The sequence below is a fragment of the Bacillus cereus group sp. MG16 genome, from assembly GCF_040459875.1.
GTDB lineage: Bacteria > Bacillota > Bacilli > Bacillales > Bacillaceae_G > Bacillus_A > Bacillus_A paranthracis.
Genome location: NZ_JARVHE010000001.1, coordinates 580,464 through 598,231, shown reverse-complemented (window position 1 = coordinate 598,231; position 17,768 = coordinate 580,464). Strand labels below are relative to the sequence as shown.

Genomic DNA, 17,768 nt, shown 5'->3' with positions numbered 1-17,768 from the left:
CTTAACGGTTTTACAGAAGAAGGGAGCAAACTTATGCAACTATTTCATAAAGCAGTCAATCGCCGTGGAACTCATAGTACAAAATGGGATACATATAAAAACGAAGAACTTATCCACGCGTGGATTGCTGATATGGATTTTGAAGTACCACAACCAATTCAAACTGCTTTAAAGAAACGTATCGAGCATCCTATTTTCGGCTATACACTTCCTCCCGAAAATATTGGCGATATTATTTGTAACTGGACAAAAAAACAGTACAACTGGGATATTCAAAAAGAATGGATTGTCTTTAGCGCCGGAATCGTTCCAGCTCTTAGTACGAGCATACAGGCCTTCACAAAGGAAAACGAATCCATTCTCGTACAACCACCTATTTATCCCCCATTTTTCGAAATGGTCACAACAAACAATAGACAATTATGCGTAAGTCCATTACAGAAACAAAATGATACATATGCGATAGACTTCGAGCATTTAGAAAAGCAATTTCAACAAGGCGTCAAACTTATGCTTCTTTGCAGTCCTCACAACCCGATAGGTCGTGTTTGGACGAAAGAAGAATTAACAAAGCTTGGATCTTTATGTACCAAATATAATGTAATCGTTGTCGCAGATGAAATTCATTCCGATATTATTTATGCAAATCATACACATACACCGTTCGCTTCTTTATCTGAAGAACTAGCAGCGCGCACGATAACTTGTATGGCTCCAAGTAAAACATTTAATATCGCTGGATTACAAGCATCGATTATTATCATTCCAAATGAAAAACTCCGTCAAGCCTTTACATCTATCCAATATAGACAAGGCTTCCACGGATTAAATACATTTGCCTATACAGCGATGGTAAGTGCCTATACAGAATGTAATGATTGGCTAAATGAAATCCGATTATATATAGAAGATAATGCTCAATTTGCTTGTAAATATATTAAAGATCACATACCTACTCTTTCCGTAACGAAGCCAGAAGGTAGCTTTTTATTATGGATTGATTGCTCTCGCCTACAGCTTTCTCAAGATGAGCGCACTAAATTGCTCGAAGAAAAAGGAAAAATTATTGTTGAGCCTGGTGAGAAATACGGATTAGGCGGCGAAGAACATATTCGAATTAACATCGGCTGTCCAAGGTCTGTTTTAGAAGAAATTTTAAATAGGCTGCGCCATACGTTTTCATAATAAGAAAGGAGACTGTTTGGGACAGCCTCCTTTGTCAACTTTTGTCGGTAAGTCGATATATTTTGAGTTACGGTCGATATATTCCAATAATCGCTGATAGATTTTCACTTATACTACACAAAAAAGCTACCGCGCACGGTAGCTTTTACTTTTTCTTCATATCCGACGCTTTTTTTACAATAACACCACAAGCAATTCGATCACCTGATTTACCTGTCGGTTGTGTCATACCATCATCAGCATTTTCTGTAATAATAATAGACGCTCCATCTTTTCTATGAATCGTCGTTTTTCCTTCTTCAAGCGTTATATGTGGCGCATCAATTTCTGCTTTAATTTTCCCAGAACCGTCTGCAATTACATTCGGTAAATCACCGTTTTCTGCACCCTTCGGATTAAGGAGTCCATGCTTTTTATTATCAGGGTTAAAATGATTCCCAGATGATTCAAAACGCGGTGCTTTACACTCACCAATTTCATGTACATGTATGCCGTGCGGGCCAGGTGTGAACCCTTCCCCTTTAATCTTAATTTTTACTCCGCTTGTTTGCTGCACTACTTTCGCAGTCCCCACTTCATCACCTGAAGCATTATGTAATTTCACGTCAATTTCTTTCGGCTTTCCTTGGTCACAACCTGCCATCAGAAATAGTAAACAACAACTGAAAAAAAGCCGTTTTTTCATTTTATTCCCTCCAAAATACATTCTGCCCTTAGATTGTCCGAGCATAGAGGGAAACATACAAAAATGAGTTACTGTTTCTTTTCAGCTAACAGCTTTTCTTCAACTTTCTGTAATCGATCTGCTTCTCGTTTTGATACACGAATGAACATACGCCACGTGGCAACCGCACCGATAATAAATAGAACACAAACAACCCCTGGAATAATATATTCTGTTTTATCTTCTGGAAAATATAATGGCATCATATAGATCACTCCTTATTATAGGATTTGCAAAACATCAGAATTTTCTGTTATATTAACTTAAATTATAGTGGAACCTATCCACATTCTCAAGGGGGCATTCCGAAAGCGAATGATTTCTTTGACTCCTTCTCCTACTTTCCTTACTATAAACTTGAGGTGAAAAATATGAGAGAAACATTTGAAATTGGCGAAATCGTTACCGGTATTTATAAAACAGGAAAATACATTGGCGAAGTTACAAATAGCCGCCCTGGCAGTTACGTCGTAAAAGTATTAGCTGTCTTAAAACATCCGGTGCAAGGTGACTTACATAACGTAAAACAAGCTGACGTACCATTTTTCCACGAAAGACGTGCTTTAGCTTTTCGTGAACAGACGAACATTCCAGAGCAAATGGTGAAGAAATATGAAGGAGAAATTCCAGATTATACAGATTCACTCAAATTAGCATTAGAAACTCAAATGAATTCATTTTCTGGAGATGATTCACCTTTTGCAGTTCGTAGTCTAGAAACATTAGAGCAGTTAAAAAAAGACTATAAACTTTAAAAAAACAAAACGACCAAATTACATACTGTGCAATTTGGTCGTTACTGTGTACTCACTTTCTTTAACACTTTTGAAAAATCAACGAGTTCCCCTAATGTTGGAGGTGCTGGTTTCACTAAATACTCTTTATCTTTTTCTACTAACTTAAAAATATTATACGTCGTCATCGCATCATCTAGCGCACAATGATGCTTACCCGTCCCTACTTTTCCATACGCCTCAATTGCTTTCCACAGTCCTGTTTGATTTCTCTCACCAAAAAACTTCTTATACTCAAGTGATAAATCACGACACTGTCCTTGGAAAGGAAAATCTACTCCCGCTTTTTCACAATTATGCTTCAACACTTTCATATCCATATTTCCCCACGTAACAATGGTCGGTTTACATCTCTTTTCATATTCTGCAAGTTTTTCAACGAGTTCTGGAAACGAAATTCCTTTATCTACGACTTCTTGTTTAATCCCTAAAAACTTCTTACATCGATCCGTTAAAGATGGAAAAGTTTTCGGCCTAACATGAGCTGAATACGTATCTTCTACCTTACAGCCAACAACCGAAACGAGTCCTACCTCAATAATCTCCGGGAAAAATCCTTTTGGTTTTTTTCTGTGCTGGGGCATCGTAAACTCAAAATCCAAAAATAAAAATTGTTGTTCATTCATACGATCCCTTCCTTATCATCTTTGTCATTCCTTTCTATTTGACACTCCTACACGAACAAGCTCGAATGCTAATTCCATTTTAAATATTCAGATTGGATGTATCTTATATATATGTCAAATGCCCGCAAATATTTTTAAAAATAAGAAAAAGTAACCTTTGCAGAAAATATAACAAAATAAGCCCTTTCATTTACATCCGACATTTTTCTACTTTATAATGACGTTATGTGTGTTTCATCTAGTTAATTTTTGACACACTAAGAAAAGTGAATGAAAGGAGATGAGAGTTTTGCACGAAACAACGCAAGAGCTCGCAAACTGGCAGTATTATTTTGCTATCGCAGTCTTTTTAATTACATATGCCATTATTATTTCTGAAAAAATTAATCGCGCTGTCATCGCACTTCTTGGTGCAGCACTCATGGTAATTATGGGGGTTGTTGATTTACACAATGCCTTTACGAAACATATTGAATGGGGGACGATTACACTACTCATCGGTATGATGATTTTGGTGAACATTACGAGTAAATCGGGCGTCTTCCAATACGTTGCCATTAAAGCAGCAAAAGGAGCGCAAGGAAATCCAATTAAAATTTTAATTTCACTTTCCTTACTTACTGCACTTGGTTCCGCGTTTTTAGATAACGTTACAACTGTACTTCTTGTTGTTCCAGTTACTTTATCTATTACGCGCATACTGCAAGTAAATCCTGTCCCTTATTTACTTTCTGAAATTATTTTTTCAAACATTGGGGGAACAGCAACATTAATTGGTGATCCACCTAACATTATGATTGGTTCTGCCAATAAGCATTTAGATTTCAATGCTTTCTTACTAAACTTAGCGCCAATCGTAATTATTATCATTGGTGTGACAGCGACAATACTTTACTTCATGTACCGCAAACAATTAATCGCTGATCCTGTACAAGTTAAAAAATTAATGAGTTTAGATGAAAAGCAATATATTAAAGATCCAGTATTAATGAAAAAATCTTTAACAGTGCTTGGACTTACAATTGTAGGTTTCATGACTCATTCCATTTTCCACGTTGATGCAGCTATCATCGCTTTAACTGGTGCTACTGTACTTATGTTAATCGGTGTGAAAGAACATGAAATTGAAGAAGTATTCGCAAGTGTAGAATGGGTAACAATCTTCTTCTTCGCAGGACTATTCGTACTCGTTGGAGGACTTATCGATATCGGTCTTATTAAAATGTTAGCTCAAAAAGTAATTGGCATAACAGGCGGAGATATTTCTTACGCATCTATCCTTATTTTATGGGTATCTGGTATCGCCTCTGCAACAATTGATAACATTCCATTCGTTGCAACAATGATTCCTCTTATTAACGATATGGCTGTCGGATTAGGTTTATCACCTGCTGACGCACAAATCGACGTATTATGGTGGGCATTAGCATTAGGTGCTTGTCTGGGCGGAAACGGAACATTAATCGGCGCTTCTGCTAACGTAATTGTCGCAGGTATCGCAAGCCGCGAAGGACATAAGTTTAGCTACATGGACTTCTTAAAAGTCGGTTTTCCAATTATGATCGTTTCATTAATCATTTCTCATATTTATATTTATGTACGCTACCTTATGTAGCACAAAAAGCGCTCTGATAACCAGGGCGCTTTTTTCATTACACATATTTAAATTAAACTTACTCGTTATACCTCACCGGCTCATTTCTGATAATGAACAAGTGAATCGGCAAGAACACTGAAAATGTGATGACATGAATAATCGTAAATAATATAGAGTTCGTTCCATATCTGTCTAAAATAGCGTAGATAAGATAAATAGACAACACAATGGATACAGCTGTTGCTATTAAATATAAAATTGGTACGAAATTAAAAATGAAACATGCGACATATATGCCGAATACTTTCCATCCTGCTTCTTCTTTCAAGAAATCTGGTAATTTATCTTTCGCTAAATCACCCCATATTTTACTATTTAAAAAAGGAATAAATGCTAGAACTCCATCCGTTGCACCATCATTTTTCGCCATCGTATACAGTGCAAAAGCCGTTAACAAATACGCAATAACTGCCCAAATCAATATAACAAGAATAAACGCAAAACTAAGAGCAAAGAAACCTGCTAGTAAGCCTTGATCTTCCATCTTATCCTCTCCTCTCTACTCTCAACATATTTCATTGCATTGCAAGTTATGTTTTAAAATTCAACCAAACTCTCTGTATAATAATAGGAGTAAGATAATAAGAGAGGAGAACAACCGATGCATCCATTTGTAAAAGCATTACAAGAGCATTTCATAGCTCACAAAAATCCGGAAAAAGCAGAACTGATGGCACGTTATATGAAAAATCACTTCCCATTTCTCGGTATTCAAACACCTGAAAGAAGACAATTATTAAAAGACGTCATCCAAATACATACTCTCCCAGATCCAAAAGACTTCCAAATTATCGTACGTGAGCTTTGGGATTTACCAGAACGAGAATTTCAGGCAGCCGCACTCGATATGATGCAAAAATATAAAAAGCATATAAACGAAACGCATATCCCCTTCTTAGAAGAACTGATTGTAACAAAATCTTGGTGGGACACTGTCGATAGCATCGTCCCTACATTTTTAGGTAATATCTTTTTACAACATCCAGAATTGATTTCTGCCTATATTCCAAAATGGATTGCATCAGATAACATATGGTTACAACGCGCCGCTATTTTATTCCAACTAAAATATAAACAAAAGATGGATGAAGAACTTCTTTTTTGGGTTATTGGACAACTACATTCTTCAAAAGAATTTTTCATTCAAAAAGCGATTGGATGGGTCCTTCGTGAATATGCAAAAACAAACCCAAATGTTGTATGGGAATACGTGCAGAATAACGAGCTTGCCCCACTCAGCAGGCGTGAAGCAATTAAGCACATTAAACAAAATTACGGAATAAATAATGAAAAAATAGGCGAGACTCTATCATAGATAGACGCGTTCCTCTATTGAGATTTAAAAAAGAACGTGTTAGAATATGTTCATTATTATTAATATAAGTAGCGATGACGGACTTATAAGTACTTGCACAAAAAGCGATTCAGGGATAGTGAAAGCCTGAAGCCGCAAGGAAACGGCAGTCTCGAGCAATACGTGATAAAGTGGATGCACCTTTTGTGTATCAACTAGGGTGGAACCGCGGGCAAACGCTCGTCCCTAGGCAATTAAGCCTTGGGATGAGCGTTTTTTTATGTTTTTCAAAGCATATACTGCTCGTTTCACAAGTTACCTGAGCACGTCATCGCCAATACGTTAACTTTCAAAAGGAGGATTTTCTTATGTATTCAATGGAACAAGTAGTAAACTTAGCGAAACATCGCGGTTTTGTTTTCCCTGGTTCTGAAATTTACGGTGGTCTTGCAAACACTTGGGATTACGGTCCACTTGGAATCGAATTAAAAAATAACGTTAAAAAAGCTTGGTGGAAAAAATTCATTCAAGAATCTCCATACAACGTTGGTTTAGACGCAGCTATTTTAATGAACCCAAAAACTTGGATCGCTTCTGGTCACGTTGGTAACTTCAACGATCCAATGATCGACTGTAAAAAATGTAAAGCGCGTCACCGTGCTGACAAATTAATTGAAGATGCATTAGATGCAAAAGGCATCGAAATGGTTGTTGATGGTCTTACTTTCGACCAAATGGCTGACTTAATGAAAGAACATGAAGTAAAATGTCCTGATTGCGGTAGTCAAGAATTCACTGAAATCCGTCAGTTCAACTTAATGTTCAAAACATTCCAAGGTGTTACAGAGTCTAGCACAAACGAAATCTTCCTTCGTCCAGAAACAGCACAAGGTATTTTCGTAAACTTCAAAAACGTACAACGCTCTATGCGTAAAAAACTTCCATTTGGTATTGGCCAAATCGGTAAGAGCTTCCGTAACGAAATCACGCCTGGTAACTTCACATTCCGTACACGTGAATTCGAACAAATGGAACTTGAATTCTTCTGTAAGCCTGGTGAAGATTTAGAGTGGTTCGCATTCTGGCGTGAAACTTGTAAGAACTGGTTACTTTCACTTGGTATGACTGAAGAAAGCATGCGTCTTCGTGACCACGGTGAAGAGGAATTATCTCACTACAGTAACGCAACAACTGACATTGAATTCAAATTCCCATTCGGTTGGGGCGAACTATGGGGCGTTGCATCTCGTACAGACTTCGATTTAAAACGTCACATGGAACACTCTAACGAAGACTTTAACTATATTGATCCACAAACGAATGAGCGTTACGTACCGTACTGCATCGAGCCATCTTTAGGTGCTGACCGCGTAACATTAGCATTCTTATGTGATGCATATGAAGAAGAGCAATTAGAAAACGATTCTCGTACAGTTCTTCGCTTCCACCCTGCTTTAGCACCATACAAAGCAGCTATCTTACCATTATCTAAAAAGCTATCTGAAGGTGCTACTGAAGTATTTGCAGAACTAGCTAAAGACTTCATGGTAGACTTTGACGAAACTGGTTCTATCGGTAAACGTTACCGTCGTCAAGACGAAATCGGTACACCATTCTGTATCACTTATGACTTCGACTCAGTTGAAGACAAAGCTGTTACAGTACGTGACCGTGACACAATGGAACAAGTTCGTATGCCAATTAGCGAACTAAAAGGTTTCTTAGAGAAGAAAATCCAGTTCTAATTATAAGAAAAAGAGGCTGCTCTAATGAGCGCCTCTTTTTTTACTTTTCACGTTTTTCTTTAATTGCTACTGTACATCTTGAAATACATAATAAATCGTCATTCTCATCAATGATACGTACATCCCAAACCATCGTTGAGTTTCCTCTATGTATCGGTGTTCCGATCGCTGTTACAATTCCATCTTTCTTTGAGCGAATGTGATTTGCATTAATTTCTAAACCGAAACAAATACATTTTTCTTGATCAATTAAATTGTATGAACCAACGCTTGCTACTGTTTCCGCCAACGCAACAGAAGCACCACCATGTAAAAATCCAAATGGCTGATGCGTACGCTCATCTACGGGCATTGTAGCAACCACCTTATCTTCTGTCATCTCTAACAACTCAATTCCAAGTGAATCCATTAAAGTTTTTGCCATATCGTTTCCCCCTTCTCTTACTTTAATAAAATGTATAATTTTACCTATTTATTTTCAAACTACTTATAACACTTATATAAGGAGGTTTCACCTAAATGAAACAGAAATTTTGTATATTACTGCTTATGTGCTCCTTGCTGACTATTGTACCAAATTGTGCACTAGCAGCCAAAGCATCTAACCTGACAATCGATGTTCAGACTGTCACGCAAAAAGGTAAGAAACCTTATATAGAATATCAAATTAACAGACCTTCTTTTCATAACTTTTCCGATTCTAAATTTCAAAATAAGCTCAATTTCTATTACAAAAAATCTACTGACAAATTTAAAACCAAATTAGAAAAAGACGCAAAAAAATATTATAAAGAAACAGAAGGGTCAAGTACACCATTTCATCCATACGTGGCGAATGTTGATTATAAAGTCTCTTTAAATAAACCACCTTTTCTTAGCCTATATTTGAATTACTATCAATATACAGGCGGAGCACATGGTCTTTATACGTGGAAGGCAAACACATTCGATTTAAACGAAAAAAAGTTACTACACTTAGACGATTTATTTCAACAAAAAGATGCATACAAAGAAGTAATTCGTGCTGAGATTGTAAGACAAATTAAACAAAATGAAAGTATTTATTTTCCTGATGCATCTGAAAAAGTCATGAGCACGAAAAAGTTCCACTTCTTTTTAGAACCGGACAATCTCGTCATTTATTTCCCTTTATATGAGATTGCCCCTTATTCAAGTGGAATTCCGCAATTTCGTATTCCTTATACGTTGTTAAGAGACTATTTGAAGACTTCTTATCAAAATATTTTAATTGACAACAAGTAAATCTTTTCGCTACGATAATGTTAACCTAAAAACAACAGGAGGTTAACATTATGAGAAGATTTCATGTTTTAGATTTAGCATTAGCTGCCATGTTCGTTGCTCTTATGGCCATTGGTGCAAATATTGTATCTTGGGCACCATTCCTGCAAGTAGCGGGCATCCCATTATCTATGCAACCATTTTTCGCAATTTTAGCAGGGCTTCTTCTTGGAAGTAGACTTGGTGCATTATCAATGACCGTTTACATGCTCGTTGGAGTAGCAGGTGCACCAATCTTCGCTAACTTCAAAGCTGGATTTGGAGCACTTTTAGATCCTACTGGTGGTTTTATTATCGCATTTATTATCGTTGCTTACGTATCAGGAAAACTAGTAGAACAAAAAGAACGACCGACATTCAGTACATTTGCAATTGCTTCGTTCACAGGAATCATTTTAACGTATATTATCGGTACTACTTACATGTACGGGGCAGTCAATCTCTTCATGGGTGGTAATATGAGCTATAAAGCTGCTTGGATGATTATGATGTGGTTCGCAGTAAAAGATATTGCATTTACCATTATCGGTGCTATTATCGCACCTCGTATATACTATGCTGTACGTCGTTCCGCTTATCAGCATTCTCATTCGACGATTTCATAAGAAAAAGAGTTATCTTACTATGTTAAGATAACTCTTTTTTGTTTTTTTCGACAATATACGACACATATTAAAAATGATTTTTGTTATGCTAATTCAGCAAATCATATATTTTGCACATCTAATCAGAACAATGTTTTGGAGGAAAATCAGTGAATCTATCAAAAAATACACTTATTAAAGTAAGTGCCGGAGTATTATTTTTATTTTTCATACTAGGTATGAGCATTAGTTACAAATTATACGGAAATAGTGAGTTAGGGATGTCATATACCTTTGGAAACGGCCTATCATTTTTCTTTTTAATTCTTACTATAGTTAGTTTATGTGCGGCTTTAATCTTTATTGTTATTGGGTTAATTAAGAAAGTACGAAAATTACCAGCAAAAAAATCTTTAATAACATCTTTAATACTATTTCTAACAACAGTTATATCCGTCATCTTTCTTCTCTTTACGATAACAAAAGTAACAAATATGGAAGAGGAGTATCAAGCTCTTCAAGCCCAAAAGAAAAAAGAAGCTAATTACTTAGTTGCGGCAGCATCCTTTTATAATAATATAAACACCTTTAAATATGCAGCTTCTTACGTATTATCCGAGTATTCAACTACATGGTCAAGTGCAATAGATAAAAGACAAGACTTCAATAATGCACTAAGTTCTAAGAGAACAGAAATTGACGGAATGATTACAACTGTTGATACGTTTTATAGCGCAATGGGAAATGATTTAAAGTTAGTCTCTGAAGCCGCAAAAGAACAGCCTGATAAGTATAAAGAAACCTACGAAGAATATAAAAAAATATATGGGATTATCACTGCGCTTAACGAACAAACCCAATCTCCAAGTGGTAGCTTAATTTCATTTAATCAAAACGTTAATGCATTGATTCAAGAATACAAAAAAGCAGCTGGAAATATTAATATCGCTATTTCTGATGAAATTAAATCTAAAGCAGATGAGCTAAAGCCTACCGATCAAAAGTAAAGATACTCTCTCTAGAGTATCTTTTTTTCTCAAAAAAATCCCCTTTAGAGGAAACAGTAAATACGTTCCTTACTGTTCATCCAAAAGGGGATTATATCAACATATTAAGATTATTGATTCGCTTGTTCTTCTAAAATTTTCTTCATCATCGTAACCATGTCATCACGTAATTCTGGGTGTTGCAGTGCCATTTCGATTGTTGTTTGAACAAATCCTAACTTTTCACCTACGTCGTAGCGCTTTCCTTCGAAGTCGTAAGCGAATACACGTTGAATTTCGTTTAAACTTTGGATAGCATCTGTTAACTGAATTTCGCCACCAGCACCAACATGTTGCTGATCTAAGAACATGAAGATTTCAGGTGTTAAAACGTAACGTCCCATAATTGCTAAGTTTGAAGGTGCTGTACCTGCTGCTGGTTTCTCAACGAAATTGCGAACTTGGTAACGACGTCCTTCCTGCTCTAACGGATCGATAATTCCGTAACGGTGTGTTTCATCTTCTGGAACCGTTTGTACGCCAATAACAGAAGAAAGCGTTTTATCATATTCTTCAATTAATTGACGTAAACATGGTTTTTCAGCTTGAACGATATCATCACCTAATAAAACAGCGAATGGCTCATCACCAATGAATTTACGCGCACACCAAACAGCGTGACCTAATCCTTTTGGTTCTTTTTGACGAATGTAGTGAATGTCTACCATTTTTGAAGAAGCCTGTACTTTTTCAAGTAACTCATACTTTTTCTTTTCTAATAAGTTTTGCTCTAACTCAAATGCATTATCAAAATGATCTTCAATAGCACGCTTCGTTTTACCAGTAACGATAATAATATCTTCGATCCCTGATTTTACTGCTTCTTCTACAATGTATTGGATAGTTGGTTTATCAACAATCGGTAACATTTCTTTCGGCATCGCTTTCGTTGCTGGTAAAAAACGTGTTCCTAATCCAGCTGCTGGGATTATCGCTTTTCTTACTTTTTTCATCACAAAATACCCTCTCTCCTGTCGGAATTAATAGCAATCATTTCCTACATAAAACAAAAGGGAGATTTCGCTCCCTTTTGTTCCTTACTACTTAAAATTACTTTATATTATAAACGATTCATAATATCTTCTTTAATAGTAAGTAACTTTTGTTCACTATTTTGTAAAGAATTATCTTGAACACCGAAGTAGAACTTAATCTTCGGTTCAGTTCCAGATGGACGTAGGCAGAACCAAGAACCATCTTCTAATTGATATTTTAACACATTTGATTTCGGTAAGTGAATCTCTTCTTTATGTCCATCTTGTAAAGATGTAATAATGCTTGCTTTATAGTCTTCAACTGCTACAACTGTTAAGCCCGCTACTTCTTTCGGAGGATTTTCACGGAATGTTGCCATCATTTCTTGGATTTGTTCCGCTCCATCTTTTCCTTTTAGCGTTAACGATACAAGATCTTCACGGAAGAAACCGTACTTCTCAAACACTTCTAATAGACCATCATATAACGTTTTACCTTGTGATTTGTAGTATGCAGCTACTTCACATGCAAATAGAACAGATTGTACTGCATCTTTATCACGGCAGAATGGACGGATTAAATAACCATAGCTTTCCTCATAACCGAATTGGAATTCGTATTGTCCGCTTTCTTCATACTGTTTAATTTTCTCACCGATAAATTTAAATCCAGTTAACGTATCAACTGTATCTAAACCGTATGCTTTCGCGATTGTACGACCAATTTCAGACGTTACGATTGTTTTTAATACAACACCGTTCTCTGGTAGCGTTCCGTTTTCTTTCTTTTGAGATAATAAGTAATCAAGCATTAATGCACCTGTTTGGTTACCAGTTAATACTTGGAACTCACCATCGTGATTACGAACTGCTACACCAAGGCGATCTGCGTCAGGATCCGTTGCGATTAACACATCTGCGCCTACCTTCTCACCTTCACGAATTGCATATTCAAATGCTGCATGCTCTTCTGGGTTCGGTGATTTTACTGTAGAGAAGTTCGGATCTGGTAACTCTTGCTCTTTTACAACTGTTACATCTGTAAATCCAACTTCTTTTAAACCACGGCGTACAGAAAGATTTGATGTTCCGTGTAGTGGTGTGAAGACGATTTTTAAATCTTTTCCGGCCTTTTCCACCATTTCTTTATTAATAATGACATTGTTCAATTCTGCAGCATATGCATCATCGACTTCTTGTCCAATAATATGTAATAAACCGTCAGCTTTTAATTGCTCCACATCAGCAACCTCAACTGTTAATTCATCTTCCACTGCGTTTACGTAGCTAATTAATTCATCAGCTTCTTTCGGAGGCAACTGTCCACCATCTTCACCGTATACTTTATAACCGTTATATTCAGGCGGATTATGACTTGCAGTAAGAACGATTCCACTCACTGTATGTAAATGACGAACTGCGAAAGAAAGCACTGGCGTTGGACGTAAGCTTTCAAACACATATGTTGTAATGCCGTGTGCACCTAGTGTAGCAGCAACTTCCATTGCGAACTCAGGTGATTTATGACGAGAATCATACGCTACGACAACACCACGCTTCTTCGCTTCCTCACCTAACTTTTCAATAAACTTCGCTAATCCTTGTGTCGCTTTACGAACTGTATATACGTTCAGACGGTTCGTACCAACACCAAGTTCACCACGCATACCACCTGTGCCGAATTCTAGATTTTTATAAAAGCTGTCCTCGATTTTTTTCTCATCTTGCTTCATGTTTTCTAACTGTTCTTTTAGTTCTGCATCTAACTCTGCATATGAAAGCCAGCGACTAAATTCTTGTTTCCAGTTCATACTTCTATCTCCTCTCGCTTGTCATACCTTTATTATATGAAAAAAACAACCTGTATCTCAATATTTTTTACAATCTAACAGGATTTTACTAGGAATATTTGTATACACTATGATTAAATACTCCACTAAAGGGAATGAGGATTATGCAAGAATGGGGCTTGTCAGAAGAGCTCAAAATACAAACAAAGCAAATGATTGAAATTGCTGAAAAAGAATTATCAATTATGAGACAGGCAATTGATAAAGAAGATGAATGTATTTTGTGCAAGATGGAAGATATTCATCATATGTTAGCAAATGTACAAACACTGGCAGCTACATACTATATTCAAGCGTATTTATCACCTTATACAGAAAGCTCACAGTTCATTACAACAGCTGTTCAACATTTAAGTGCCAGAAAACATGGTGCTCTTATTGTTGTGGAACGAAACGAGCCACTTGAATCTTGTATTCAAACTGGAACAACATTACATGCTCATTTAACCGCACCACTGCTCGAATCGATTTTTTATCCAGGGAACCCTCTTCATGACGGAGCCGTTCTCGTTAAAAATAACCATATTGTTTCCGCTGCTAATATTCTTCCATTAACGAAAAGCACAGAAGTTGATCCTGAACTAGGGACACGTCACAGAGCTGCAATTGGCTTATCAGAAAAAAGCGATGCCCTTATTTTAGTTGTCTCTGAAGAAACGGGCCGCACCTCCTTTGCTTTAAACGGGACTTTATATACAATTTCTCTATAAAGTAAAATTACATCGGCCGTAACACCATATATCAATAAAAAAGGCTGTTCCAAAATGTAGGAACAGCCCTCTCTTACGATCTTATTCTTCGCCGAAACGTTCAACAAGCGTTGCAAGTGTACGTACCATTGCACCTGTCGCTCCAGCTGGTCCTAAATCATGCGCTCCTGATGATTCAGATGTTCCAGCGATGTCTAAATGTACCCAAGGTGTATCTTCAGCGAATTCACCTAGGAATGTACCTGCCATAACCGCATGTCCTTCGCGGCCTGGTGAGTTATTTAAATCAGCAAACTTACTGTTTCTCACGCGTTCTTTGTCACGATCAAAAATCGGTAATTGCCAAATTGATTCATCTGTTTCCATAGATGCCTCTAGCACTTGCTCGAATAACTCTTCATTGTTTGTCATTGCACCTGTCGTATGATTTCCAAGTGCAACAATTACACCACCTGTCAATGTCGCAACATCAATTAGATAGTTTGCACCTAATTTTTTCGCATACGTAATACCGTCAGCTAATGCTAAGCGACCTTCTGCATCTGTATTTAATACTTCAATTGTTTTTCCGCTCATAGAAGTGATTACATCGTCTGGCTTAAATGCTGTACCACTTACAACGTTATCTGTTGATGGAATAACAGCGATCACATTTTGCTCTGGGCGAAGTTCACCGATAATTTCCATCGCACCTAATACAGCAGCCGCACCGCCCATATCACCTTTCATACCGACCATGCCTTCACGTGGTTTTAAAGAATAACCGCCTGTATCGTATGTAATTCCTTTTCCAACGAATCCAATAACATCTGTCCACTCTTCTTTTCCTTTATAAATAAGAGCGATCATTTTTGGTGGCTCTACACTACCTTGGTTTACTGCAAGTAACGCACCCATACCAAGCTCTTCCATCTCTTCTTTCTCAAGAACTTTATAATCCATATCATATTTCTCAGCTAACTCAACAGCATACTCAGCGAGCTTTGTCGCTGTTAATACGTTTGGCGGCATATTTACAAGTGTACGAGCTGAATTTGTTGCACGTCCATGTACGTAGCCAACTGTTAATGCAGCTTCAATTTCTTGTGTATCTTCCGCTGTAATAGCCGTGAACTTCTCTAGCTCCACACGATCCTTTTTATCTGATTTATACGTTTGTAACTCATATGTACCAAGGCCTTGTACTTCTGCTGCAATATGAGCGACATCAATCGCGTCTAATTTCTCTGTTACGAAAGAATCAAGCAAGATTGCTGCGTCTTGTACTTTTGCTGCTTGCAATGTTTTAAATGCCTTACCAAGAGCTGCACGTAATGTTTCTGTCGTATAAGATTCTTTCTTACCTAAACCAACGAAATAATAGCGTTTCACATTTGTTTTTCCTAAACTATGTACTTTTGAAATAGCTTTCTTCTTCGTAGAAAGTTCTTTTTCTTCTAATAAAACTTGTAATTGTCCTTCAAACGCTTTGTCCAGTTCTTGTACAAAACTACTCGTTTGCTCTTCTTCAAATAAGGCAACAATCAGCGCTTCATGGCTTCCTAATTCTTTTTGTACGTGAAACATGTTCAGACCCCCTAAATTTCTCTACTCTATCTTTATTATAACTTTATTTTCGATAAAATGCGACAATTCTAACTTCTGTTACATCCTATATAAAATAAAAAAAGTCTAGCGTACTTACCACTAGACTATCTTTGTTTTAAATATTGACCACGAAACACTTGCATCGTTTCATCTTGATTTAACATCGTTAACTCTTCTTCTGACAACTTACCATTTCCTAGCTTAACTATATACACATTTACTTTTTTCTTACCCCATTGGCTATAAACATCTTTCACTGTATCATAATACAAATCAAGACGGTTTCCTTTTATTGCACCGCCCTTATCAGCTACTACACCATACCCATAACCTGGTACGAATAAAATTGTTCCAATTGGGAACACGCGTAGGTCCGCTGCGATTGTGGAATATAAATCCCGTTTCGCCTTAACACCTGAATATGTAATACCATACTCCGGATGTCCCGGCCTCTTACCAGTTGACTCAATTCCCGATGTATAACCTGTTGCAGTCATTTCAATTGAACGATATTTAGACCAGTCATTTGCCTGCTCTAAAGCATTTATCACTTCTTTACTCGGAGCAACATTTCTCTTAACTTCTGCTGCATGTACTTCTTTTGCACTCGTTCCCTCATATTTCTTTACAATCTCTAATAAAGAAACTCCTGTGAAAGCATTCCATGTTACGCATAATGCAATTGCAAGTAAACAAGTCATCATAATGCGAATACAATATCGTTTTAACATTTTTATATTCCACACTCCTTCATCGTTAATCATTCCCTATACGATGAAAGAATATGCAAAAAAATAATCTCCAATTGCATTGGAGATTAAAACATTTGATATCCGCTTTTCCGAAGTTTCTTAATAACGATTCCCGCTAAAGCAGCACCAATCAATCCAGTAGATAAAATAAACACATCTGCTTGTCCTAAATGCGATACACTTGTCCCAAATGAAGAGAATGTTTCTTTTGGCTTTGAAAAATAATCCCACATACTCGCCTTATTAATAATAAGCATACAAACAATCGGATATACAATAACCATTACCCATGTCGCTCGCAATATCATATTAAGTAAAAATCCAATTCCAAAAAACAAAATGAAAAATAACATCATTGAAATAAGTAATACCGGTATACTCACTCTTTCTCCCTCTCCTTCGTATGTGCCGTAAATACGTGATAGGCTGTATAACCAAACTGCTCTCCTGGATTTAATGTTTTGTCCATTTCAAGATGTAATTCTGATTGTCTTTCTAACAAATATGTAATAAGTACAGACGTATTTGGATCGTCCGCAATCGTATCTGGATGTAGAAACGCTACTTCAGACAATTCCTTCTCCTGTACAATAATCTCTTCCCCTTCAGGCTCCAAAAGGAAAATAATCATATTATCACTAATCTCATTGCGAATCACGCCCGATCTAACACCAATGATCCCCTTCACATGAGCGACAATACCTGTCTCTTCTAACACTTCACGTTTCACAGCTTCATCAACGGTCTCACCTTCATTTACAAAACCAGCCGGTAAAGACCATTTCCCCTTTAACCCACTGTATTTCTTCTTAACGAATAACCACCTGCCATCTTTTGTAGCTACTAGACCACTGACAGCTAACCATACTTTTCCTCGCTTCTCCATGATGTCATACCCTCCTCTATTAGAACGGACAGAATATTCTTTCTTTTTATAT

General features: G+C 36.9%; 20 protein-coding genes. 9 read left to right on the top strand and 11 right to left on the bottom strand.

From position 1 onward, the window contains the following. Positions 1-33: 33 nt before the first annotated feature. Positions 34-1,185 (top strand): MalY/PatB family protein, encoded by a 1,152-nt coding sequence (locus tag QCI73_RS02965; RefSeq protein WP_353822482.1) that lies wholly within the window; start codon positions 34-36, stop codon positions 1,183-1,185. A gap of 145 nt (positions 1,186-1,330) precedes the next feature. Here QCI73_RS02965 and sodC read toward each other — a convergent pair whose 3' ends face one another. Next, positions 1,331-1,870, bottom strand: coding sequence for a superoxide dismutase [Cu-Zn] (gene sodC / locus QCI73_RS02960; protein WP_000746511.1), 540 nt, complete (start codon positions 1,868-1,870; stop codon positions 1,331-1,333). Positions 1,871-1,938: 68 nt separating this feature from the next. Further along, positions 1,939-2,115, bottom strand: a complete 177-nt coding sequence (locus tag QCI73_RS02955) for a hypothetical protein (RefSeq protein WP_327922653.1) — start codon at positions 2,113-2,115, stop codon at positions 1,939-1,941. Between the two features lie 165 nt (positions 2,116-2,280). Here QCI73_RS02955 and kapB point away from each other — a divergent pair, with 165 nt between their 5' ends. Further along, positions 2,281-2,664: a kinase-associated lipoprotein KapB gene (gene kapB, locus QCI73_RS02950; protein ID WP_327922654.1), complete on the top strand. Its 384-nt coding sequence runs from the start codon at positions 2,281-2,283 to the stop codon at positions 2,662-2,664. A gap of 41 nt (positions 2,665-2,705) precedes the next feature. On the opposite strand, the gene kapD is transcribed toward kapB, so the two are convergent. Beyond that, positions 2,706-3,329, bottom strand: a complete 624-nt coding sequence (gene kapD / locus QCI73_RS02945; protein ID WP_001005369.1) for a 3'-5' exonuclease KapD — start codon at positions 3,327-3,329, stop codon at positions 2,706-2,708. Between the two features lie 289 nt (positions 3,330-3,618). On the opposite strand from kapD, the gene QCI73_RS02940 reads away from it, so the two are divergent. After that, a complete protein-coding gene (locus tag QCI73_RS02940) occupies positions 3,619-4,944 on the top strand; it encodes an ArsB/NhaD family transporter (protein ID WP_000545225.1) in 1,326 nt (441 codons plus the stop codon). 58 nt (positions 4,945-5,002) lie between these two features. Here the strand turns inward: QCI73_RS02940 and QCI73_RS02935 are convergent, their stop codons facing one another. Beyond that, entirely contained in the window at positions 5,003-5,470 is a 468-nt protein-coding gene (locus QCI73_RS02935; RefSeq protein ID WP_000390057.1) for a hypothetical protein, read from the bottom strand. 117 nt (positions 5,471-5,587) lie between these two features. On the opposite strand from QCI73_RS02935, the gene QCI73_RS02930 reads away from it, so the two are divergent. Both QCI73_RS02930 and QCI73_RS02925 read left to right on the top strand, forming a co-directional pair. Beyond that, positions 5,588-6,301, top strand: a complete 714-nt coding sequence (locus QCI73_RS02930; RefSeq protein WP_353822481.1) for a DNA alkylation repair protein — start codon at positions 5,588-5,590, stop codon at positions 6,299-6,301. Positions 6,302-6,648: 347 nt separating this feature from the next. Continuing rightward, a complete protein-coding gene (locus QCI73_RS02925) occupies positions 6,649-8,025 on the top strand; it encodes a glycine--tRNA ligase (protein WP_353822480.1) in 1,377 nt (458 codons plus the stop codon). Between the two features lie 40 nt (positions 8,026-8,065). Here QCI73_RS02925 and QCI73_RS02920 read toward each other — a convergent pair whose 3' ends face one another. After that, on the bottom strand, positions 8,066-8,449 hold the full coding sequence (locus tag QCI73_RS02920) for a hotdog fold thioesterase (RefSeq protein WP_001140611.1): 384 nt from the start codon (positions 8,447-8,449) through the stop codon (positions 8,066-8,068). 95 nt (positions 8,450-8,544) lie between these two features. On the opposite strand from QCI73_RS02920, the gene QCI73_RS02915 reads away from it, so the two are divergent. From QCI73_RS02915 to QCI73_RS02905, 3 genes are all read left to right on the top strand, one after another. Further along, positions 8,545-9,288, top strand: coding sequence for a DUF3298 and DUF4163 domain-containing protein (locus QCI73_RS02915; protein WP_353822479.1), 744 nt, complete (start codon positions 8,545-8,547; stop codon positions 9,286-9,288). Between the two features lie 50 nt (positions 9,289-9,338). Further along, entirely contained in the window at positions 9,339-9,932 is a 594-nt protein-coding gene (locus tag QCI73_RS02910) for a biotin transporter BioY (protein ID WP_001252165.1), read from the top strand. Between the two features lie 149 nt (positions 9,933-10,081). Continuing rightward, the gene (locus tag QCI73_RS02905; protein WP_353822478.1) at positions 10,082-10,918 is read left to right on the top strand and encodes a hypothetical protein; all 837 of its coding nucleotides are present in this window, start codon (positions 10,082-10,084) and stop codon (positions 10,916-10,918) included. Between the two features lie 110 nt (positions 10,919-11,028). Here QCI73_RS02905 and galU read toward each other — a convergent pair whose 3' ends face one another. Then, complete coding sequence (gene galU / locus QCI73_RS02900; RefSeq protein ID WP_262724380.1) at positions 11,029-11,910, bottom strand: UTP--glucose-1-phosphate uridylyltransferase GalU; 882 nt, start codon at positions 11,908-11,910, stop codon at positions 11,029-11,031. Positions 11,911-12,017: 107 nt separating this feature from the next. Then, positions 12,018-13,742, bottom strand: coding sequence for a phospho-sugar mutase (locus tag QCI73_RS02895; RefSeq protein ID WP_353822477.1), 1,725 nt, complete (start codon positions 13,740-13,742; stop codon positions 12,018-12,020). A gap of 143 nt (positions 13,743-13,885) precedes the next feature. Between QCI73_RS02895 and cdaS the strand changes: the two genes are divergently transcribed. Further along, positions 13,886-14,491, top strand: a complete 606-nt coding sequence (gene cdaS / locus QCI73_RS02890; protein WP_001158738.1) for a sporulation-specific diadenylate cyclase CdaS — start codon at positions 13,886-13,888, stop codon at positions 14,489-14,491. Positions 14,492-14,572: 81 nt separating this feature from the next. Here cdaS and pepA read toward each other — a convergent pair whose 3' ends face one another. From pepA to QCI73_RS02870, 4 genes are all read right to left on the bottom strand, one after another. Next, positions 14,573-16,057: a cytosol aminopeptidase gene (gene pepA / locus QCI73_RS02885; protein ID WP_000469183.1), complete on the bottom strand. Its 1,485-nt coding sequence runs from the start codon at positions 16,055-16,057 to the stop codon at positions 14,573-14,575. A 125-nt stretch (positions 16,058-16,182) separates the two neighbouring features. Further along, on the bottom strand, positions 16,183-16,809 hold the full coding sequence (locus QCI73_RS02880) for a 3D domain-containing protein (RefSeq protein WP_014481775.1): 627 nt from the start codon (positions 16,807-16,809) through the stop codon (positions 16,183-16,185). Between the two features lie 86 nt (positions 16,810-16,895). After that, positions 16,896-17,213: a YuiB family protein gene (locus tag QCI73_RS02875; protein WP_000027014.1), complete on the bottom strand. Its 318-nt coding sequence runs from the start codon at positions 17,211-17,213 to the stop codon at positions 16,896-16,898. After that, complete coding sequence (locus QCI73_RS02870) at positions 17,210-17,716, bottom strand: NUDIX hydrolase (protein WP_000415311.1); 507 nt, start codon at positions 17,714-17,716, stop codon at positions 17,210-17,212. Before QCI73_RS02870 ends, QCI73_RS02875 begins: the two co-directional genes overlap by 4 nt. Positions 17,717-17,768: the final 52 nt, after the last annotated feature.